The sequence below is a fragment of the Pseudomonas lurida genome (assembly GCF_013522705.1).
In the GTDB taxonomy this organism is placed as follows: Bacteria; Pseudomonadota; Gammaproteobacteria; order Pseudomonadales; family Pseudomonadaceae; genus Aquipseudomonas; species Aquipseudomonas quebecensis.
In genome coordinates this window covers 92,778-113,405 of record NZ_JAAMRE010000013.1, presented here as the reverse complement: position 1 = coordinate 113,405, position 20,628 = coordinate 92,778, and the positions used below count along the sequence as shown (strand labels likewise).

At 61.1% G+C, this 20,628-nt stretch carries 20 protein-coding genes and 5 tRNA genes; 9 read left to right on the top strand and 16 right to left on the bottom strand.

The features are described 5' to 3' along the window. Positions 1-534 precede the first annotated feature (534 nt). The 3 genes from ampE to G7025_RS13270 all read right to left on the bottom strand — a co-directional run bounded on the left by ampE (position 535) and on the right by G7025_RS13270 (position 4,143). Positions 535-1,371 carry a regulatory signaling modulator protein AmpE gene (gene ampE / locus G7025_RS13280; protein WP_181079647.1) on the bottom strand — a complete coding sequence of 279 codons (837 nt, stop codon included), beginning with the start codon at positions 1,369-1,371 and terminating at the stop codon, positions 535-537. Next, positions 1,371-1,931 (bottom strand): 1,6-anhydro-N-acetylmuramyl-L-alanine amidase AmpD, encoded by a 561-nt coding sequence (ampD, locus tag G7025_RS13275; RefSeq protein WP_181079646.1) that lies wholly within the window; start codon positions 1,929-1,931, stop codon positions 1,371-1,373. The genes ampE and ampD overlap by 1 nt, the downstream gene beginning before the upstream one ends. A 61-nt stretch (positions 1,932-1,992) precedes the next feature. Further along, a complete protein-coding gene (locus G7025_RS13270) occupies positions 1,993-4,143 on the bottom strand; it encodes a DUF1631 domain-containing protein (protein ID WP_181079645.1) in 2,151 nt (716 codons plus the stop codon). Positions 4,144-4,387: 244 nt separating this feature from the next. On the opposite strand from G7025_RS13270, the gene nadC reads away from it, so the two are divergent. Continuing rightward, complete coding sequence (gene nadC / locus G7025_RS13265; protein ID WP_181079644.1) at positions 4,388-5,236, top strand: carboxylating nicotinate-nucleotide diphosphorylase; 849 nt, start codon at positions 4,388-4,390, stop codon at positions 5,234-5,236. 61 nt (positions 5,237-5,297) lie between these two features. Here nadC and G7025_RS13260 read toward each other — a convergent pair whose 3' ends face one another. From G7025_RS13260 to G7025_RS13245, 4 genes are all read right to left on the bottom strand, one after another. After that, the gene (locus G7025_RS13260; RefSeq protein ID WP_181079643.1) at positions 5,298-5,603 is read right to left on the bottom strand and encodes a DUF6388 family protein; all 306 of its coding nucleotides are present in this window, start codon (positions 5,601-5,603) and stop codon (positions 5,298-5,300) included. A 148-nt stretch (positions 5,604-5,751) separates the two neighbouring features. Next, a tRNA-Thr gene (locus G7025_RS13255) sits at positions 5,752-5,824 on the bottom strand. A 48-nt stretch (positions 5,825-5,872) separates the two neighbouring features. Beyond that, positions 5,873-7,273 carry an O-antigen ligase family protein gene (locus G7025_RS13250; protein WP_181079642.1) on the bottom strand — a complete coding sequence of 467 codons (1,401 nt, stop codon included), beginning with the start codon at positions 7,271-7,273 and terminating at the stop codon, positions 5,873-5,875. Positions 7,274-7,308: 35 nt separating this feature from the next. Further along, positions 7,309-7,722, bottom strand: coding sequence for a pilin (locus tag G7025_RS13245; protein ID WP_181079661.1), 414 nt, complete (start codon positions 7,720-7,722; stop codon positions 7,309-7,311). Between the two features lie 197 nt (positions 7,723-7,919). Between G7025_RS13245 and G7025_RS13240 the strand changes: the two genes are divergently transcribed. The 4 genes from G7025_RS13240 to yacG are packed head-to-tail and all read left to right on the top strand — an operon-like array spanning position 7,920 to position 10,811. Continuing rightward, positions 7,920-9,128 carry a type II secretion system F family protein gene (locus tag G7025_RS13240; protein WP_181079641.1) on the top strand — a complete coding sequence of 403 codons (1,209 nt, stop codon included), beginning with the start codon at positions 7,920-7,922 and terminating at the stop codon, positions 9,126-9,128. Beyond that, positions 9,125-9,991, top strand: a complete 867-nt coding sequence (locus tag G7025_RS13235; RefSeq protein WP_181079640.1) for a prepilin peptidase — start codon at positions 9,125-9,127, stop codon at positions 9,989-9,991. The genes G7025_RS13240 and G7025_RS13235 overlap by 4 nt, the downstream gene beginning before the upstream one ends. Further along, positions 9,988-10,614: a dephospho-CoA kinase gene (coaE, locus tag G7025_RS13230; RefSeq protein ID WP_181079639.1), complete on the top strand. Its 627-nt coding sequence runs from the start codon at positions 9,988-9,990 to the stop codon at positions 10,612-10,614. Before G7025_RS13235 ends, coaE begins: the two co-directional genes overlap by 4 nt. Further along, positions 10,611-10,811 carry a DNA gyrase inhibitor YacG gene (yacG, locus tag G7025_RS13225; RefSeq protein WP_181079638.1) on the top strand — a complete coding sequence of 67 codons (201 nt, stop codon included), beginning with the start codon at positions 10,611-10,613 and terminating at the stop codon, positions 10,809-10,811. Before coaE ends, yacG begins: the two co-directional genes overlap by 4 nt. Here yacG and G7025_RS13220 read toward each other — a convergent pair. Continuing rightward, the gene (locus G7025_RS13220; protein WP_003171680.1) at positions 10,808-11,023 is read right to left on the bottom strand and encodes a hypothetical protein; all 216 of its coding nucleotides are present in this window, start codon (positions 11,021-11,023) and stop codon (positions 10,808-10,810) included. The genes yacG and G7025_RS13220 overlap by 4 nt on opposite strands. Before the next feature lie 65 nt (positions 11,024-11,088). Then, entirely contained in the window at positions 11,089-11,778 is a 690-nt protein-coding gene (locus G7025_RS13215) for an energy-coupling factor ABC transporter permease (RefSeq protein WP_181079637.1), read from the bottom strand. A 173-nt stretch (positions 11,779-11,951) separates the two neighbouring features. On the opposite strand from G7025_RS13215, the gene G7025_RS13210 reads away from it, so the two are divergent. From G7025_RS13210 to G7025_RS13200, 3 genes are read left to right on the top strand one after another with little or no spacing between them, the layout of a single operon-like run. Beyond that, entirely contained in the window at positions 11,952-12,581 is a 630-nt protein-coding gene (locus tag G7025_RS13210) for a DUF1780 domain-containing protein (protein ID WP_181079636.1), read from the top strand. A 51-nt stretch (positions 12,582-12,632) separates the two neighbouring features. Next, positions 12,633-12,806, top strand: a complete 174-nt coding sequence (locus G7025_RS13205) for a DUF3094 family protein (RefSeq protein WP_181079635.1) — start codon at positions 12,633-12,635, stop codon at positions 12,804-12,806. Between the two features lie 60 nt (positions 12,807-12,866). Next, positions 12,867-14,165, top strand: a complete 1,299-nt coding sequence (locus tag G7025_RS13200) for an NAD(P)/FAD-dependent oxidoreductase (RefSeq protein ID WP_181079634.1) — start codon at positions 12,867-12,869, stop codon at positions 14,163-14,165. 120 nt (positions 14,166-14,285) lie between these two features. Here the strand turns inward: G7025_RS13200 and G7025_RS13195 are convergent. The 7 genes from G7025_RS13195 to rluD all read right to left on the bottom strand — a co-directional run bounded on the left by G7025_RS13195 (position 14,286) and on the right by rluD (position 19,380). After that, positions 14,286-14,362 (bottom strand) — tRNA-Pro (locus tag G7025_RS13195). A 94-nt stretch (positions 14,363-14,456) separates the two neighbouring features. Continuing rightward, positions 14,457-14,532 (bottom strand) — tRNA-Lys (locus tag G7025_RS13190). 5 nt (positions 14,533-14,537) lie between these two features. Further along, positions 14,538-14,614: transfer RNA gene (locus tag G7025_RS13185), tRNA-Pro, on the bottom strand. Between the two features lie 9 nt (positions 14,615-14,623). Continuing rightward, positions 14,624-14,699, bottom strand: a tRNA-Asn gene (locus tag G7025_RS13180). 300 nt (positions 14,700-14,999) lie between these two features. Continuing rightward, complete coding sequence (clpB, locus tag G7025_RS13175) at positions 15,000-17,564, bottom strand: ATP-dependent chaperone ClpB (protein ID WP_181079633.1); 2,565 nt, start codon at positions 17,562-17,564, stop codon at positions 15,000-15,002. Positions 17,565-17,695: 131 nt separating this feature from the next. Further along, the gene (pgeF, locus tag G7025_RS13170) at positions 17,696-18,421 is read right to left on the bottom strand and encodes a peptidoglycan editing factor PgeF (RefSeq protein WP_181079632.1); all 726 of its coding nucleotides are present in this window, start codon (positions 18,419-18,421) and stop codon (positions 17,696-17,698) included. Continuing rightward, entirely contained in the window at positions 18,418-19,380 is a 963-nt protein-coding gene (gene rluD, locus G7025_RS13165) for a 23S rRNA pseudouridine(1911/1915/1917) synthase RluD (RefSeq protein ID WP_024073341.1), read from the bottom strand. The genes pgeF and rluD overlap by 4 nt, the downstream gene beginning before the upstream one ends. Positions 19,381-19,529: 149 nt before the next feature. Between rluD and G7025_RS13160 the strand changes: the two genes are divergently transcribed. Further along, positions 19,530-20,555 (top strand): outer membrane protein assembly factor BamD, encoded by a 1,026-nt coding sequence (locus tag G7025_RS13160; RefSeq protein ID WP_169867962.1) that lies wholly within the window; start codon positions 19,530-19,532, stop codon positions 20,553-20,555. Positions 20,556-20,628: the final 73 nt, after the last annotated feature.

Sequence of the window (20,628 nt, the reverse complement as noted above, 5' to 3'; positions counted from 1 at the left end):
TGCAAACACCGCGACGTGCTCCGGGTCGACGCTTATGGGCGCCAGGCCCTGCAAACGGCTCAGCACGCTCTGTTCCAGGGCGCTGATCGTGCTTTCAAGATCCCCAACCTTGGCGGACTGGCCGAGCGTGGCATTGATCTGCACCTGGTTGTTGAGGGTTTCCAGGTCGCGGCGCAGGGCCAGGCTGCTGCCGAGTACATCCAGGCTTTGCAGTTCGACGCGAGTGCCCTGGAATTCGCGCCAGGCGTCACGCACCAGGAACGCGTTGGTCGCCAGCATCGGCAACAGGAACAACACGCTGATCAGGCTGAACTTCATACCGAAACTCAGGCGATTCATCAGCGCGACGGCGGGATAGAGCAAGCTCTTCACAGGTGAACTCCCTTTTCTTTTATTTTTATTAAGGGCGCAGGAGCGCGGCAGAAGGCCACTATTGGCGCTCTGTCTATATAGCTCAATTCGACAGGGAGTTTTGTAACTTAAGGTTAACAACCCGTGGGAGCCGGAGCGCTACCACGGTATCGCGTATAGCCGTTATGGCAAGACGGTCCAGATGGCGAAACCGGCATACCACAGCACGGCGGCACGCAGCAGCAGTTCCCATAACCGGTCGAGGCTGTTGATGCCCTCGGCGCCTACTGCGGGAGCCGGGATTTCGGCGGCGGCCAGGCCGACTTTCTCTACCAGTTGGGCTGCGCTGATGTCCCAGCTCAGCAACTCGTGGAGCATCACTCGGCTGACCGCGACGAAGTTGCCTACCAAGGCAAAGCTGGCCGCCAGCAAGCGCACCGGCAGCCAGTCGAACGCGTGGCGCAGTTGCCCGGCGCGTTCGGCAACCAAAGGGTTGAGGCTGTGCTCGCTGGCCAGTGCCAGCAGACGATAGGCCAGGGCGGCCACCGGGCCGAGCAGGAAATACCAGAAGATCACCGCAAAAAAACTCTGGTAAGCCTGCCACAACAGATGGCCCTGCACGCGCTCGAGCAGTTGCTCGCCGCTGTCGGCACCCAGCGCCAAGTCGCGCTCGGCCACATGTTCGGCGGCCTGCAGGTCGCCGCGCCGCCAGGCGTCGCGGAACGGCCCCAGATCAGCCAGCAGATCGCCACGGCCCAGGCTGTAGATCACCACCAGCAGGTGCACCGGCAGTGCCAGCAAACCATAGGCCACCGGTTCCAGCACCATCAGCAACAGCGCCAGCACGGCCACCGGCAGCAGCACCAGTAACGTCAGGATCAGCCAGGGCCGCTGTGCCAGGCGCGGGCTCGATTCCAGCCTGGCCAGTTCGCGCAGCCAGCCGCCATCGCGCTGCAACCGATGACGCAGGGCCGAGAACTTCTCGATCCATACAGCCAGCACCAGTACCAGGAAACTCATCAGGTGTGTCCTCCATCCTGCAGGGCGCTGCGAAAGCGCGCCCAATCAAAAGCGGGGCCGGGATCGGTCTTGCGTCCCGGGGCAATATCGCTGTGACCACAAATGCGTTGCGCGGTGATGTCCGGATAAGCCGTCAGCAATTGCCGGGTCAGCTCGGTCAGCGACGCATACTGGGCATCCGTGTACGGCAGGTCATCCGTGCCTTCCAGTTCGATGCCCAGGGAAAAATCGTTGCAGGTTTCCCGTCCTTCGAACCGCGAAATACCGGCATGCCAGGCCCGGTCGCGGCAGGACACAAACTGCGTCACCGCGCCGTCGCGCTCAATCAGAAAATGCGCAGAGACCCGTAGGTCGGCAATCCCTTCAAAGTAGGGATGTTCCGTGACATCCAGGCGATTCTGGAAAAAAGCCTGCACGTTGCCGGTGCCGAACTGAGCCGGTGGCAGGCTGATGTTATGCACCACCAGCAGTGAAATCTCGCCTGCGGGGCGCTCGTTGAAGTTGGGCGAGGGGCAATGAGCAATGCCCTGGCACCAACCGCTGGCGGGGTCCAACTGCATACAGGTTCCTTGAACGGGACAACAGATGACCAGTATGCCGCGTTCGACCCCGTGGTTGCGATCACTTGGCGTGATTGAGTTGCCGCAGCCTGTCAACCACCGCGGCCAGCGCGCGTTCGAACAGTGGGCTGTCATCCAGCACCTGCAAACTGCCCTGCTTGAATGCCAGCGCCAGTTGGCCGGGGCTTTGCTCCAGCACCTTGAGCCCCGCGCGGTTGACGAACACATAGGTATTGGCCGGTGCCAGGATGGCGGCGAGCTTGCAGCGCAAGGCAACGGTGGCGTCCTGTTGAAGCAGGATCCAGGCGCCGACCCGAAGTGAATGGACCTTGAGCAGATCGGGATCGTCGGATGGCAGGTCGATCGCCGGCTCGCCTGGCAACGTGCCAAGCACGAAAGGCTCGCGCACTTCGATCAACCCGTCGATGCGCTCGGCCGGCTGCACATGCAACGCCTGCAGCTGCACGAAGAATTCTCGGGCACTGAAAGGATCGAACGCGGCGCTGTTCAAACCGTCGCGCAGCGCCTTGAGCAGGCCAGGCAACTGCTCCAGCAAACGCCGGCCGGCCTCGGTGTCGTCGTGCAGGCCGACGCTCCAGATCAGGTCGTCCATGGTGCGCAAGGCCGCCTGCCAGTGCACCGACTGCTCGCCATGCTTGAGGCTGGCCAGCAACAGCACCTGGCTCCAGGCCTGTTGCAGGAACTGCACCACCACCTGCGGCAGTACTTTGCCCAGCAGTCGCCGATTGAGCGCATCGGCCACCCGCGTACGCGCCTCGTCGGTGCGTACGCGGCCTTGTTCGGCTTCGCGGGTGTGCTGTTCGAGCAGCGCGCTGCGCCGTTGTTCGTCGGCGGTAAAGGCCCTGAACTCGGTGAGCAATTGGGAAAAAATCGCCGCGTCGTCGACAAACTCATTGAGCAAGCGCTGCACCAGTTGCTCGACGCGCAGGTACAGGGGGTCGCGCGGCTCGTCTTCTCCCACGCTGCTGCCCATGGTCGCGGCGGCGATGTCATTGAGCAGGCGTCGCGCCGGATGGCTGGCGTGGCTGAAAAAGCCCTTGTCCAGCACCGCCACTTTCAGCATCGGAATCTGCAGGCGAGCGATCAATGACTTGAAGGTATCGGGGACGGTGCAGTCGCTGAGGATGAATTCGAACACCAGCGCAATCAGGTTGATCACGTCTTCGTCGGCTTCTTCCACCACCCGCGACTTGCCACTCTTGACGCTGACGCGGGTGAGTAATTGCTCAAGCTGGTTGCGCAGATCGAACTCGTCCTCGACCTGCGGCGTCGGCACGTACTGCTGCAAATGGGACAACAGTCGCAACAGGTCGCGGGTGGCGATGGGCTGCGGTTGGTGACTGGCTTCCAGGGTCGGCGCCACACTGCCGCGCACGGCTTTGAGTAAGGTTTGCAGCGCAGCGAAGGCTTGCTGGCCGCCCTCGTCGACGGGCAACTCGGTGGGCGGCAACGCCTCTTCGTGCCGCTGCTCACGAGCGGCACGCTCACCCGCGCGCCGCGACGGCGCAGCCTTGAGTTCAGGCAGCACGCCGGTGGCGACCAGCAACTGATTGGCTTCGCCATACAGTTGATCGGCATCGCTGAGGACGTATTTTTCGAAGAGTTTGAGCATGATCAGCTTGACGCGGATTTCCACCCCAAGGCTGCGCCCCGCCTGCAGGAAGCATTCGCAGAGCAGCGCCGGCCCCAGGGGGTTTTCACATTCGGCCAGGTGACTGCCCAACACGGCGCTCAGCCGTGCGGTGAGCTGCGCCAGCGCCAGCCCGTCGCGATGCCGCACACGCTCGAGCATGGCCTCCAGTGCCACGGCTTTTTCCAGTGCATCGCGGGGCGTCGTGGGCGCCGCTTCGTAAGACACCAGCGGCACCAGTTGCAGCTCACCGCGCCCGGCTTCGCCCAGGCTGGCGAAGGCCGCGAACAGGCGCTCCATGAACACGCGCTCGAAATTCTTGCGCTTGAGGCGCAGGTCGCGCATGGCCTGAAAGAAAATATGGTGGTCGACGTTGCTGCGGGCCTTGTCGGCCATTTCAAACAAGGTGTCGTCGGCGTTATCGAACAGGTCCTGCAAGCCCTGCTGCAGCTGCTGCGCCGCCTTGTCGCGAACCTGCAGCAACACAACCGGCAGGCGGGCGAGCGGCGATGGCGTGGCGTGCGCCTTGTTGATCGGCACCACCTTTCCGTCATTGTGCATCCTGGCCTCCTGAGACGGCGGTATCGAATGGGGCGGGACCGGCTGCGCGCCAGCACGCTCGCTGGCAAAAGCCGGCCACCACCAGGACGTCAAAGCTATGACGCCAATTGCAAGGCGCGAGATTATCTTGCAAACGAGGGGGGTTACGCCAGCACGCTCTGACATTCGCGCATAAATCAGCAGGCCGCTGGGTTCGCAGGCACACACCCCCTATAATCGAGGCACTTTGTTTGTGGAGCCTGTTATGCCGAATCTGCGTCTTGCCGACCTCACCGCCGAAATTGAAGCCAACGTGCGCCGTGCGCTGCTGGAGGACATCGGCAGTGGAGACATCACCGCGCAGCTGATCCCTGCCGAACGGCTGGCCAAGGCCACCATCATTACTCGCGACGCAGCGGTGATCGCCGGCACGGCGTGGGTGGACGCGGTGTTCCGCCAGTTGGACCCTCGGGTCGCCGTGCATTGGCAGGTGGCCGATGGCGAGCGCGTCAGCCCCAATCAGGCATTGTTCCACCTAGAGGGCCCGGCGCGCTCGCTGCTCAGCGGCGAACGCAGTGCGCTGAACTTCCTGCAAATGCTGTCCGGAGTCGCCACACGCGCCCGGTTCCTGGCGGACTTCGTCGCCAGCACTCCAGTCAAATTGCTGGATACCCGCAAAACCCTGCCGGGCTTGCGCCTGGCGCAGAAATACGCCGTGACCTGCGGGGGCTGCCACAACCATCGCATCGGTTTGTACGATGCGTTCCTGATCAAGGAAAACCACATCGCGGCCTGCGGGGGCATTGCGCAGGCCATCACTGCCGCGCACAGGATCGCCCCCGGCAAGCCAGTGGAAATCGAGGTGGAAAGTCTGCAAGAGTTACGCGAAGCATTGGCGGCGGGCGCCGACATCATCATGCTTGATGAGTTGAGCCTGGAGGACATGCGCGAAGCCGTGCGCCTGAGCGGCGGTAAGGCGAAACTGGAAGCCAGCGGCGGTATCAATGAAAGCACCCTGCTGCCCATCGCCGAGACCGGTGTGGACTACATCTCCATCGGTGCGATGACCAAGGATGTGAAGGCGGTGGATCTGTCGATGCGGCTCAGTATTTGAGGCATTTCAAGCTGCAAGCAAGTCGAGTGAACACTTGCAGCTTGAAGCGTGCGGCTCTTATCTAAACCACCAGGTTATTCATCTCGCAATACTCGTCCCATTCGACGCCCAGCACCTCGGCCGCTTCCTTGTGCAGGACCAGCCGCTGAGCTTCGAATTCTTCCGGTTTCGAGGTGTACTTGAGGGTCAATTCCCAAGGCTGCAGGCCCTGGCTTTCGGCCTCGTCCTCGAATGCCCACTGGATCTGGTCGCGCTGGTCATCGGCGCTCAGGTCCTTGATCTCTTCTTTAAGCTGCGGCGACTCCTTGAGGTAAAGTTCAAGAGCTGCTTCGTGCCGCGCTGCCTGGGTCATTTCGGTCGTGGTCATGGTGTTCTCTTAGATCGAGGAATGGGGATGCATCTGGGACATCAGGTTGCGCAGATACAAAAGAACAGGCATGGATGCCGGCTCGTCTGGCCTTCAGAACCATTCTGGGATCAGCTGAAAACGTTGCCTTGAAACGCTGTTGCCTTTGTGCCCGAGACAGGAATCGAACCTGCGACCTTCGCGTTACGAGTGCGCTGCTCTACCGGCTGAGCTACACGGGCGGTGGACTAAAGCTAGCACCGCATCGGGCGTCCGGCAACTCGCGGCCTTCAGCGGGCGATGACACCCTGCGCCCAGAAGCGAGGCTGCAGGTAACTGCCCGTGGCGTCGAGGTACTGCCGCTGGGCCTGCTTGATGTGGGGCACATCGCGCAGCGCGACATGCACCAGCAACGCGATCGCCAATACACTCAACACTTTCCACACCGTCCAGGCCAACGGCCAAGTCGCCGTTGCAGGTGTTCGCCAACGATGCAACGCCATCAGCCACCCCACGACCAGCGCAAGCCAGACCTGGGAATTGGGCATCACCAGCACACCGTCGACCATGGACTGCGTCAGGGCACCCACCAACGCCGCAAACAGGCATAAGCGCAGCAGGTCCGCGCGTTCACTTGAGCGCGCGCGCTCACGCAACACAGCAACCGTGACCCAGCCACTGCGTCCTGCCAAAACCGCCACGCACAACGTCGAAAGCACACCCCACTCGCTGGCCCACTGCAATACAGCCTGATGCGGATGGGCGGCAACCTTGTTGGCAATATCGGCAAAATGCATCGGGCCGAACCCCAGCCACGGCCGCTCGGCGACCATCTGCCAACCCTGCCACCAGATCGGGCCGCGCCCAGACAGTGAAGTGGTGAGGCGCTCGCTGGCGTCATTGGACGTCTCGATCCCCAGGTAGGTCGCCAGCACCGTGAACAGCAGCCAGTAAACCCACAAGCCGCCCAGCATTGCGGCCAACTGCCAACCCAACCATTGCCGCCCCCACGGACCGAGCAGCGCCAGTACCATTCCCGCCACCCCCATGCCCAGCCAGGTGCCGCGTGTACCGCCGCTGATCGCAATCAACCACCAGGCGCACAGCAACGCAAAGGCCATCCCCCGCAGTGAGCGAGAAACGGTGGGTAACAGCAGAGGAAGCGCCAGCAACGGCAGCGTGAGTGTCTGGAACTGACCGTAGAAACGCTTATTGGAAAAACTCGACAACAGCAGGTCCGGGTTCAACGTGGGCCCGCCGCTGGCGAACGCAAGCACGCCGGCGTACAGGTATTGAAACGTTTTGATCAGGCACAGCAGCACAACGATCAGCAGCAGCGCCCGATCCAAAGGCTCACCGCCATGACGGCGCAGCGATGCAAAGGCCAGCGCGATGGCTGCGCAGCTGACGAACAGTGCCACTTCGGTCAGCGCCCAGAGCGGCTGATGGGCCAGCAGCGAAGACGTCACGCCCAAGCCCACGATTACCGACAGGCCCAACGCCGTCTGGCGATCCACCCAGGGTTCAGTGGGCGTCACCGAAATACCGTACAGCACCGCGCAGAACCCGATGGCAATCTGCATGACCCGCTGTAGATCGTGCCCACCGAACGGCGTGCAAATACCCACCACCAATAGGCACACAGCCAGCACCAGGAAAATACTGCCGCGCCGCTGTACGGATAATGTCATTGGCCAGCTCGACGTGCGTGTGGGTGCAGGCACCGTCACGCGCCGCCGGCGGCGCAGCCCTTGGCGACGTATTTGGCCTCGGCAGTAGTGGTGCAGGTCCAGCCGCTGGTAGCGTTGCGGGTCAGGCTGATGGTCTTGCCCAGGACCGGCGCCGGCGCGTCGAGGATTTCGCAGCTGATGCCACCTGCGCCGGTGGCAACGTCGCCGGTCACGTCGATCTTGCAGTTGGCGGTAGGACTGGTGCCACCGATCAAGGCCACGGTAGGGACCGTGCCCTGATTGAGCGTGTCTTCGTACCCAGCCTTTAACGCAGTGATTTCCGCCAGGCCGGCAGTGAACTTGGCCTTGGCCTGATGGGTGGTGTACATGGGCAGGCCAATGGTGGCCAGGATGCCGATGATTGCCACGACGATTAACAACTCGATCAAAGTAAAGCCTTTCTGACGCATCACTTTCATTCTCCAAAAGAACTCATGACAAGGCGCTTCCTGCGCCCCGTGTTGTGCAGCGGCGCCAGTGTACTCATCCGCCGAGCGTCAATCGCGTGCAAGACGCATATTCTGACATTTTATCCGCCGCCGCAGCCTGCCCCAACTCACCGCCTGACTAAGCTTTGAAGCTCAACGACCGTGTGCGGAACCGTGACATGAACAACGCTTCGACGACTTACACCTGGGAAGGCACCACGCGCAAAGGGCGCAGGGTGTGCGGGCAAAGCACCGCGCACAGTCCGGCCCTGGTCAAGGCGCAACTGCGCCTGCAAGGTATTCGCCCCAGCCGTGTGCGCAGGAAAGCCCTGCTGCTGCCAAGTTTTGCGGTGCCGATCAACACCGCCGACATCGCCCTGTTAACCCGTCAACTGGCCACATTGCTCAAGGCTGGTATTGCCTTGCTGCAAGCCCTCGACCTGATCAGCGAAGGTGTCGAAAACCGGGCCGTGCGTGAACTGCTGCAAGCGCTGAAACAGCAGATCGCCGCCGGCACCAGCCTGGCTGACGCATTGGGCAGGCATCCGCGGTATTTCGATGAGCTGTACTGCAACCTGGTAGCGGCCGGCGAACAGGCCGGCGCGCTTGAAACCCTGCTGGAGCGAGTAGCGGTTCATCTGGAAAAAAGCGAGCAGCTCAAAGCCAGGATCAAGAAAGCCATGACGTATCCCATCGCCGTACTGGCGGTGGCCGGGGTGGTTACCGTTGTGCTGCTGGTGCAGGTGGTGCCGCAGTTCCAGGGCCTGTTCGCTGGCGTCGGCAGTCAGTTGCCGGACTTTACCTTGGCCGTCATCGCCCTGTCGGAATTCATGCGACAAGCCTGGTGGCTCGTCGCATTGGGGCTTGGCGCGGGGTGCATGGGGCTACGCCGGGCGCATCGAACGTCTTCACGCTTTCGCTACTGGCTGGATGCGGGTTTGTTGAAAATGCCGCTGGCAGGCAAACTGCTGCAGAAATCGGCCGTGGCCCGCTACGCCCGCACGCTCTCAACCACATTCGCGGCGGGGGTTCCGCTGGTGCAGGCCTTGGATTCCGTGGCGGGCGCCGTCGGTTCCAGGCCATTCAAACAGGCAATCGAACATATGCGTCGCGATGTATCCACAGGCATGCAACTGAACCGCGCCATGGCCTCCAGCGGCTTGTTTCCCGGCATGTCGATCCAGATGACCGCCATCGGTGAAGAGTCCGGCACGCTGGACTTGATGCTGGAGAAGGTCGCCAGCCACTATGAGGCCGAGGTAGACAATCAGGTCGATAACCTGACCAGTCTGATGGAGCCGCTGATCATGGTGGTACTGGGAGGCATTGTCGGCGCGCTGGTCATCGCCATGTACTTGCCGGTCTTCCAATTGGGGAGCGCATTTTGAGCCAGCTGTTGAGTGAATCCCCCTGGCTGTTTGTGGCGCTGACGGCTTTGCTGGGGCTGATCGTCGGCAGCTTTCTCAATGTGCTGGTGTGGCGCCTGCCGAAGATGCTTGCACGGGAGTGGCGTGCCCAAGCCCACGAAGTGCTGGGTTTTCCTGCCGAAGCAGCGGGGCCGACCTATAACCTGATGCACCCCAATTCCTGCTGCCCCCATTGCGAGCAGCCGATCCGCCCCTGGAACAATATCCCGCTGCTCAGCTACCTGCTCCTCGGGGGCCGGTGCGCCCACTGCAAAGGAACCATCAGCGCTCGTTACCCCTTCACCGAACTCGCCTGCGGGGTGCTGTCGGCGCTGGTGGCCTGGCATTTTGGTTTTGGCTGGCAAGCCGCAGCGGTGATGCTGCTGACCTGGGGCCTGCTGGCGATGAGCCTGATCGATGCCGACCATCAGTTGCTGCCGGATGTGCTGGTGCTGCCGCTTCTTTGGCTGGGTCTGATCGTCAACAATTTCGCATTGCTGGTGCCGTTGTCCGACGCGGTATGGGGCGCGGTGGTCGGGTACATGAGCCTGTGGTCGGTGTTCTGGCTGTTCAAGCTGATCACAGGCAAGGACGGCATGGGTCACGGCGACTTCAAGTTACTGGCTCTGCTTGGGGCCTGGGGTGGCTGGCAAATAGTGCCGATGACGCTATTTGTGGCGTCATTGGTCGGCGTGTTTGCCGGGCTGACCCTGATGCGTCTGCGCAAGGCCCAGGTATCCACACCCATGCCGTTTGGACCCTATTTGGCGATTGCCGGCTGGATTGCGTTGCTCTGGGGTGGTCAAATAACCGACTTCTATTTGCAGTCTGTCGGTTTCCAATGAGTCCTTCTTCTGTTCCAACTCCGTGGATACTCGGCCTGACCGGTGGCATCGGCAGCGGTAAAAGCGCGGCGGCTCAGCACTTTGTCGATCTGGGCATCGATATGGTGGATGCCGATCACGCCGCACGTTGGGTGGTCGAACCAGGGCGTCCTGCACTGGCACGCATCGCTGAACATTTTGGCGACGGCGTGCTCTTGCCTGATGGTCGGTTGGACCGTGCCGCCCTGCGCAAGCTGATCTTTGAAGTCCCTGAGGAACGCCGCTGGCTGGAAGCCCTTCTGCACCCGCTGATTGGCGAAGAAATTCGCAGCCATCTGGCGCAGGCGCGCTCGCCCTACGCGATTCTGGTGTCACCGTTGCTGATCGAATCAGGCCAGTACAGCATGACCCAGCGCATCCTGGTGATCGACGTGCCGCAATCACTGCAGATTCAGCGTACCCTGCAGCGCGACGGCATCAGCGAACAGCAGGTGCAGGCCATTCTCAAGGCCCAGTCCAGCCGCGAAGACCGCCTGAACCATGCCGACGACGTGCTGGTCAATGACAGAGACCTCGCCTGGCTGCACGACGAGGTCGAGCGACTGCACCACTTTTACCTTACTTTGCGTGGAGGCCGATCATGAGCCAACCCTTGACCGTCGACTGTCCAACCTGCGGCGCACCCGTGGAATGGAAAGCGACCAACCCCAACCGGCCGTTCTGCTCGGACCGTTGCAAGCTGATCGACCTGGGCGCCTGGGCCAGCGAAGAGCACAAGATCCCCGTGGCCCCGGACGCCGAAGACGAATTATTTTCCGAAGACCTGCCACCCCGCCACTAAGGGCGCATAAACGCATATTCCTGCTGGTCGTCGAGGTTTTCTGCCAGGTATTGCAGCTCGTCGGCCAGGTCTTCGAAACTGCGCACGCCCTTGCTCTGCTGCACCACCGCGCTGAGCATGGCGCGCAGGGTCAAGCCGGGGTCGAAACCGATTTCCTGGGCCGCGTCCTGACTTCTGCGAAGTTCCTGCCGTGCCCACTCATACACACTCATGATCCGCACTCCTGGAAAATTTCGCAGAGCATGGGCCTGCCGTGGCGCGCGCGGTTTGACCTGGATCAACGCAGCGAATCGTCGTCCTTCCAGGGCGCTGAGAGGTAGCGTGTGCGATTGAACGTCTCCAGCCATTCCGGACAAAACACCACCAGCGCACTGACGACCATGCCGTTGATAAAGGCTTCCGGAAAGATGATCAGCCACAGATAACCAATGAAGTCCTCCAACCATTCCGGCATGGCGAAAAGCCCATCGAACCACAGCAACCCCAGCCCCAGCAGCAGGCACGCCAACGCCGAGAGCGCAGCAGCCAGAAAACCGGAACAGAAGATGTACACAAAGGGATTGCGTGGCTGCGCACGCTCCACCCTTAACGCGACGCCTTCTGTGATCAGTACCGGCAGCACCATCAACAGCAGGCCATTGACGCCGATTGCGGCCAGGTCCTGGCGCCCGAGCAGTACCAGGCCCAATTGCGCGGCAACACCGCCGACAATCGCCAGTGGCCAGTCCAGCAGCAGCGTCACAGCCGTCATGCCGATGAAGTGGTAGGAAACCCCGGTGTCGAAATCGCGCCGAACCAGCCACAACATGAACAGCGCGAACACCGTCCCGAACAACAAATGCTGACGCCGTCGGTCGGCCAACAACTCGACCCACGGCGAGCGCAGTACCGCCCATGCCACCACTGGCGCAAACAACAGCCAACCGACAGCGAGGGTCTGCGGTGCCAGCACCGCGGCGCCAATCATGGCCTCACCTGCCCCATGGCCGGGAGACACGCGATCGTAAGATTGTAGGAAAGCCCTCCGTAACCCCTCACCGCTCACTCCTCGTACTGGCTTGATTGCAGGAGATCTCAGTCTACACCGAGCTTTTGCGGCGGGACTTCCTGCGGTCATCATTTGGACGCTAAGCTGCACCTATGGATGACTCAGATTACTTGCGCCTGCTCACCGTAGCGGCCGAACAAGCCAATGCGTTCCTATCCAATGCCCGCAAATGGGAGCGTGAGCGTTGGGTATGCCAGCGCCTGCTGCAAGGCCTGAATGTGCCCTACCGTGCCGAGGAGTTTCACCCTGCAGGGCAAGAGCCGCCGGACGTGTTGTTTCGCGATGCCAGCTTCGAGGTGTTTTTCGTGCTGGATGAGGGCCGACGACTGAACGACGAATGGCGCGATGAGTTGCTACGTCGACGCAGCGCGTTTTCCCTGAGTCAGCTGGTACGTCGCGAGGCCAAGCCACGCCGCATTCCGGCGCATGAATTCCTGATGCGCCTGGCGCCTACGTTGCGCAAGAAGGCACATAACTACAAAGAACGCGGGATGGACCTGGGCGAACTGGATCTTGTCGCCTTCGCGAGCCTCAAACGTGAGGTGCTCGACCTCAACAGTCACTTCCCACCGCCAACCGAGTACCTGCGCCAGGGCTGGCGCTCGCTGTCGCTGGTGGGGCCGACGTTTGCCAGGGTGTTGTTCGCCCATCCGGACGCGCCGGATTTCTTGCGCAACAACCTGGGCCGCAGCATAGTGTTCGACGTGGGCATCAGCCTCTGAGCCCTGCTGTAACGTGGCGCCCCTTTGCAACGTCTACCTGACGAGGCCTTTATGACCAGCCGCCTGAAACCCGAAGACCAACAGCGTGTCGAAGAGTACCTGCAACTCTCCCAGAACAGAGTCGAGCGCAAGCCTTTCAGGCCCTGGCTGCTCCTTTGTGTGGTGCTGGTGGCCGTGATCGGGCTTGGTCTGCTGAGCCGCCTGTTGAGTTACCTCACGCTATGAGCTGCCTGGCGCTCGCGGGGGTAACTGCTCCGATTTCTTTTAGCCTTGCGAGATATCCCCATGACCCATCGTATTATTATCGTCGGCGGCGGCGCCGGCGGCCTGGAGTTGGCTACCCGCCTGGGTAAGACTCTGGGCAAGCGCGGCACCGCCAGCATCACGCTGGTCGACACCAACCTGACCCATATCTGGAAACCTCTGCTTCATGAGGTGGCTGCCGGATCCTTGAACTCTTCGGAAGACGAACTCAATTATGTCGCCCAGGCGAAATGGAACCACTTCGAGTTCCAGCTGGGGCGCATGAGCGGGCTCGATCGCGAGCAGAAAAAAATCCAACTGGCCGCGACCCTCGACGAGGAAGGCCGCGAACTGGTGCCTGCGCGCGTGCTGGGCTACGACAGCCTGGTGATCGCTGTCGGCAGCACCACCAACGATTTCGGCACCGAGGGCGCAGCACAGCACTGCCTGTTCCTCGATACCCGCAAACAGGCCGAGCGCTTTCACCAGCAATTGCTAAACCACTACCTGCGCGCCCATGCCGGGCAGACTGACGTGGTAGAAAAAATCAGTGTCGCCATCGTCGGCGCCGGCGCGACCGGCGTTGAACTGGCTGCCGAGCTGCATAACGCCGCTCATGAGCTGGCGGCCTATGGGCTGGACCGGATCAAGCCGGAAAACATGCACATCACGCTGATCGAAGCCGGCCCGCGGGTATTGCCCGCCCTGCCGGAACGCATCGGCGCGCCGGTGCATAAAACCCTGGAGAAACTGGGGGTGACGGTGCTGACGAATTCGGCGGTCAGCGAAGTGACAGCCGATGCGCTGATCACCAGCAGCGGTCAGGTGATTCCGGCCAGCCTGAAGGTATGGGCCGCCGGTATCCGCGCGCCGGGCTTCCTCAAGGACATCGACGGCCTGGAAACCAACCGCATCAACCAGTTGCAGGTGCTGCCGACGCTGCAAACCACCCGCGACGATAATATTTTCGCCTTTGGTGACTGCGCCGCGTGCCCGCAACCAGGCACCGACCGAAACGTGCCGCCACGCGCCCAGGCCGCGCATCAGCAGGCTTCGCTGTTGGCCAAGTCGCTCAAGCTACGGATCGAAGGCAAGGCGTTGCCGTCGTACAAATACACTGACTACGGGTCGTTAATCTCGCTGTCGCGATTCTCGGCGGTGGGCAACCTGATGGGCAACCTGACTGGCAGTGTCATGCTGGAGGGCTGGCTGGCGCGGATGTTCTACGTGTCGCTGTACCGCATGCACCAGATGGCGTTGTACGGCGTGTTTCGTACGGCAATGCTGATGCTGGGCAGCCGGATTGGACGCGGGACGGAGCCGAGGCTCAAGCTGCACTGACAGTAAGGTCTGGAGGGGGCTTGTTCGATGTGAGAGCAAGCCCCCTCTTGCATAGTCATACCACTGCGTTTTCGCGCGCAAAAAAAATCCCCGTATCTTTCGATACGAGGATTTTTAATATGGTCGGGGTAGGGGGATTCGAACTCCCGACATCCTGCTCCCAAAGCAGGCGCGCTACCGGACTGCGCTATACCCCGGTAATAAAAAGGCGACCTTTCAGTCGCCTTCTTCGATCAGTGCTTTTGGCCTCTGATCTTAAGATCTGATCCCAGCGCTAACTGGTTTCAAAAATGGTGGGTCGTGTGGGATTCGAACCTACGACCAATTGGTTAAAAGCCAACTGCTCTACCAACTGAGCTAACGACCCAAATATGGTCGGGGTAGGGGGATTCGAACTCCCGACATCCTGCTCCCAAAGCAGGCGCGCTACCGGACTGCGCTATACCCCGATTTGAAGTTGGCTCCGTGACCAGGACTCGAACCTGGGACCCAATGATTAACAGTCATTTGCTCTACCGACTGAGCTATCACGGAACTTAGCACTTCAAACGTACAACTTACTGCTTTTTACTTCCTCTTCGACCCTTGCGTATCGCTACGTTCGTGTCTCTGAGGCGCGCTATTCTACAATCTTAAAAACCCCTGTCAACCCTTTAAATTGCTTTTAAGACAATGATTTGCGCTTGTTTCTGATTTCCTCTTGGGGAGAAGAAACCCGTGGGCTGACGTTGCTGCGGGGCGCACTTTACAAGCCTTTGCCTTACAGTTCAACGCCCTAGCGAAAAAAAAGGCCCCGCAATGCGGGGCCTTCCCTTCTCAACCGGCGACCAGGCCTCAGTGGAACACGATTTCGTCGTTTTCCACGCTGGCCGTGACGCTGGTTCCCGGCATGAAACTGCCCGAGAGGATCAACTGCGCCAGCGGGTTTTCGATCCAGCGCTGGATCGCACGTTTCAGAGGCCGTGCGCCATACACCGGGTCGTAGCCCACTGCGATCAGCTTGTCCAACGCTTCGCTGCTCAAGTCCAGAGACAGCTCGCGCTCGGCCAGGCGACCACGCAGGCGACCCAACTGAATCTCGGTGATGCCTGCGATCTGATCCCGCGCCAAGGGCTCGAAGATCACCACTTCATCGACCCGGTTGATAAATTCCGGGCGGAAGTGTGAGGTCAACGCATCCATCACCGCCGCGCGTTGCGCCTCGCGATCGCCGACCAGTTCCTGGATCTGTGTCGAGCCCAGGTTGGACGTCATCACGATCACCGTGTTGCGGAAGTCCACCGTACGCCCATGGCTGTCGGTCAAACGGCCATCCTCCAGCACCTGCAGCAGGATGTTGAACACATCCGGGTGGGCCTTCTCGACCTCATCCAGCAGGATGACCGAGTAAGGCTTGCGCCGCACAGCTTCGGTCAGGTAACCGCCCTCTTCATAGCCCACATAGCCTGGTGGCGCACCGATCAAGCGCGCGACCGAGTGCTTCTCCATGAATTCGGACATATCGATCCGCACCATGGCCTCTTCGGTATCGAAGAGGAACTCAGCCAGGGCCTTGCACAGCTCGGTCTTACCCACACCGGTCGGCCCGAGGAACATGAACGAGCCGCTTGGACGGTTCGGGTCGGACAACCCCGCACGCGAACGCCGCACCGCGTTGGACACCGCCACCACCGCCTCTTCCTGGCCGATAACGCGCTGATGCAACAGGCTTTCCATTTTCATCAGCTTGTCGCGCTCGCCTTCCAGCATCTTCGACACAGGAATGCCGGTCCACTTGGAGACGACCTCGGCAATTTCTTCCTCGGTCACTTTGCTGCGCAACAACTGGTTCTCGCTATGGCCATGCTGGTCGACCATCTGCAGGCTGCGCTCCAGGTCGGGGATAACCCCGTACTGCAACTCGGCCATGCGGTTCAGGTCGCCTTTACGGCGCGCCGCTTCCAGTTCCTGGCGGGACTGCTCGATCTTTTGCTGGATCTGCGCAGAGCCCTGCACTTCGGCTTTCTCCGAGGTCCAGATTTCTTCGAGGTCCGAGTACTCACGCTCCAGGCGCACGATTTCTTCCTGGAGTTTTTCCAGGCGTTTCTTCGCCGCGTCGTCCTCTTCCTTCTTGAGGGCCTGGGATTCGACCTTCAGTTGAATCAAGCGCCGATCCAGACGGTCGAGCACTTCCGGCTTGGAGTCGATCTCCATACGAATACGGCTGGCCGCTTCGTCGATCAAGTCAATCGCCTTGTCGGGCAACTGGCGGTCCGTGATATAGCGATGGCTCAATTTGGCCGCCGCTATAATCGCGCCATCGGTAATCGCCACCTTGTGGTGAACCTCATAACGCTCTTTCAGGCCACGCAAAATCGCGATCGTGTCTTCTTCGCTCGGCTCTTCCACCAGCACTTTCTGGAAGCGCCGCTCAAGGGCGGCATCCTTTTCTATGTACTGGCGGTACTCGTTGAGCGTCGTGGCGCCCACGCAGTGCAATTCGCCGCGGGCCAATGCCGGCTTGAGCATATTGCCCGCATCCATGGAGCCCTCGCCTTTACCGGCGCCGACCATGGTGTGCAGTTCGTCGATAAACAGAATGATCTGCCCTTCCTGCTTGGATAGCTCGTTCAGCAGGGATTTGAGGCGTTCTTCGAACTCACCGCGAAACTTGGCACCGGCAATCAGCGCCCCCATGTCCAGGGACAACAGGCGCTTGCCTTTGAGGCCGTCCGGCACTTCACCATTGATGATGCGCTGGGCCAGCCCCTCGGCAATCGCGGTTTTACCCACGCCAGGTTCACCGATCAGCACCGGGTTGTTCTTGGTGCGACGCTGCAGGACCTGGATGGTGCGACGAATTTCGTCGTCACGACCGATCACCGGGTCGAGCTTGCCGTCTTCGGCGCGCTTGGTCAGGTCGACGGTGTATTTGTCCAGGGCTTGGCGCGACTCCTCATGATTAGGGTCGTTTACCGCATCGCCGCCGCGCAGGTTGTTGATGGCATTTTCCAGGGCTTTCTTGCTGACACCCTGGCCCAGCAACAACTTGCCCAGTTTGCTGTTCTCATCCATCGCGGCGAGTAGCACCAGTTCACTGGAGATGAACTGGTCACCTTTTTGCTGAGCCAGACGATCGGCCTGGTTCAACAGGCGCGCCAGGTCCTGGGACATGTTCACGTCGCCCGTCGGGTTCTGGATTTTCGGCAGTTGGTCGAGCTCTTTGCTCAACTCCTTGCGCAGGCTGTTGACGTCAAAGCCCACCTGCATCAGCAAGGGCTTGATGGAACCACCTTGCTGTTCCAGGAGCGCCTGCATCAAGTGCGCAGGCTCAATGGCCGGGTGGTCGAGGCCCACCGCCAAGGATTGAGAGTCCGATAAGGCCAACTGCAATTTGCTGGTTAAACGATCAATACGCATTAGTCACCTTCCTTTTGAGCAGGCCGGATCTATAAACACATCCTGAATGAAGAAACCTGCCAGATACCCTTATAGATGTGGTCGATTCTGGGAGATTCAAGCAGCCGGCAGTTGACGTAGATCAGGAGAGTCTAGCGCTCAAGCCAGATAAGGGAGGCGAATCGACCCGTACGAGGACTGCGACGATAAGAGAAGAAGCGCGGATCGGTGACGGTGCACAAACCGCCACCATAGACCGCCTTGATGCCCCGCACAGCCAGGCGCAGGCGCGCGAGTTGATAGATGTCGGCCATGAACTTGCCGGGATTGCGGCTCGGCGTGAACGCCTGGGCGGTCGCCGGCAGTTGTTGCATGAACACTTCACGCACCTCCGGCCCGACTTCAAACGCCTGCGGGCCAATCGACGGGCCCAGCCAGACCAATACATCGGCAGGCTCGACGCACAGGCTATCAACCGTCGCCTCCAGCACGCCGGCCGCCAGGCCGCGCCAACCGGCATGGGCGGCGGCCACGCGCGTTCCGGCGCGGTTACAGAACAGGGCCGGCAGACAATCGGCGGTCATTGATGTGCACGCGATACCTGGCGTGCCGGTCCAACTGGCGTCGGCCTCGACAGTACGGCCGGGATCGGCTTCGACCACGTTCACGCCGTGGACCTGACGCAGCCAGGCTGGCTGGATATCGAAGGTTTGGGAGAGACGCCGGCGATTTTCCAGGACCGCCTCCAGGCTGTCCTCGACATGATCGCCCAGATTGAGGCTGTCGAACGGCGCCAGACTGACGCCGCCCGCACGGGTGGTGACGCAGGCCTTGACCTGAGCCGGCGCGGGCCAGTCAGGCATCAGCCAGTCATTCATCCGATAAATGCCTCGCGGTCCTGCTTGAGCAGCGACAGCAACCACACCAGATCGTCCGGCAGCGGCGATTCCCAGCTCATGCGCTTACCGCTCGTCGGATGATCCAGTTCCAGGAACCGTGCATGCAGCGCCTGACGAGGGAAGGACTTGAGCGATTCAACCATGGTCGCGCTGGCCGCCGGCGGAATGCGGAAGCGACCGCCGTAGGCCGGATCACCGACCAACGGGAAGTTGATATGCGCCATATGCACACGAATCTGGTGGGTGCGACCGGTTTCCAGCTTGACCCGCACATGGGTGTGGGACCGAAAACGCTCCAGCACACGGTAGTGGCTCACGGCCTGCTTACCACCTTCCATCACCGCCATACGCTGGCGCTGCTGGCCGTGGCGGCCGATAGGGGCGTTGATCTTGCCACCGGCCACCACCACGCCGATCACGATGCACTCGTAGATCCGGCTGACGCTGCGACTCTGCAACTGGGTGACCAATTGAGTCTGGGCCTGGATGGTCTTGGCGACCACCATCAAGCCGGTGGTGTCCTTGTCCAGTCGGTGCACGATGCCGCAGCGCGGCACATTGATGATGTCCGGTACGTGGTGCAGCAGGGCATTGAGCAAAGTGCCATCAGCGTGCCCTGCCGCCGGGTGTACCACCAGGCCTGCGGGTTTGTTGATGACCAGGATGTCGTCGTCTTCATAGACGATATCCAGCTCGATGTCCTGGGCGACCCACTCTCCCTGGGCTTCCTGCTCGGCGGTCAGCTCAAGAATCGCGCCGCCATGGACTATGTCTCGCGGGCGGATAACCGCTCCATCCACAGTCAGGCGGCCGTCTTTGATCCAGGCGGAAAGGCGCGAGCGCGAGTGCTCAGCGAATAATTGTGCGGCGACTTGATCGAGGCGTTGGCCGCCCAATTCGGACGGCACCTCTGCGCGAAGTTCAATTTTATCGGACATGCTCAGACTAGGCGTGGCACAGCCTTTGGTTTCGGCTGCGCGCTTGTGGTTAAATACGGCGTCTTTTGCCCCGAGGCTTTCAACGGGGCGCTCATCATAACAGGACGGCCCCGCCCAAGACAGCGGCCGTCATAGGGACGCAAGCCGCCATGCAAGTGAAACACCTGCTGCTGATCGCCATCCTCGCCATGACTGCTGCTTGCTCGTCAACAAAGGAAGTCGTCGACGAAAACCTGAGCGAAGTCGAGCTGTACCAACAGGCTCAGAAAGACTTGGACAATAATAGCTACACCAGCGCCACAGCCAAGCTGAAGGCACTGGAGTCGCGCTATCCGTTCGGGCGCTACGCTGACCAGGCCCAACTCGAGCTGATCTACGCCAACTACAAGAACGCCGAGCCGGAAGCCGCCAAGTCCGCCGCCGAGCGTTTCATCCGTCTGCACCCGCAGCACCCGAACGTGGACTACGCCTACTACATGAAGGGCCTGACCTCGTTCGACCAGGACGTGGGCCTGCTGGCGCGCTTCCTGCCGCTGGACATGACCAAACGCGACCCGGGCGCGGCGCGCGACTCGTACAACGAGTTCGCCCAACTGACCAGCCGTTACCCCAACAGCCGCTACGCGCCGGACGCCAAGCAGCGCATGATCTACCTGCGCAACCTGTTGGCGTCCTACGAGATCCATGTCGCTCACTACTACCTGACCCGTCAGGCGTACGTCGCTGCCGCCAACCGCGGCCGCTATGTGGTGGAGAACTTCCAGGAAACCCCATCCGTGGGTGATGGCCTGGCTGTGATGACCGAGGCCTACCAGCGCCTGCACCTGGATGAACTGGCCACTACCAGCCTTGAAACCCTCAAGCTTAACTATCCGGATCACCCGAGCCTGAAGGACGGCCAGTTCGTGCCCCAGGTTGCCGAAGCCGACAACCGCTCGTGGCTGAGCAAGTACACCCTGGGCCTGATCGAATCCCGTCCACCGCTGCCGCCGGGCGAAACCCGAGCCAACCAGGATGTGATCAAGCAGTTCCAGGACGCCAAGGACGCCATTCCTTCGGACCTCAAGCCCCACGACGAGAACGGCGACGTGATCGAAGAGGAAGAACCGCAGGCCCTGGGCAACAACCAGGACCGCTCGTGGTTCAGCTACATGACCTTCGGCGTCTTCGACTGACCCGTCGGCGTAACGCAAAAAAGGGAGCTCTTCGGAGCTCCCTTTTTCATGGGCCGGCATTATTGCTCTGTGC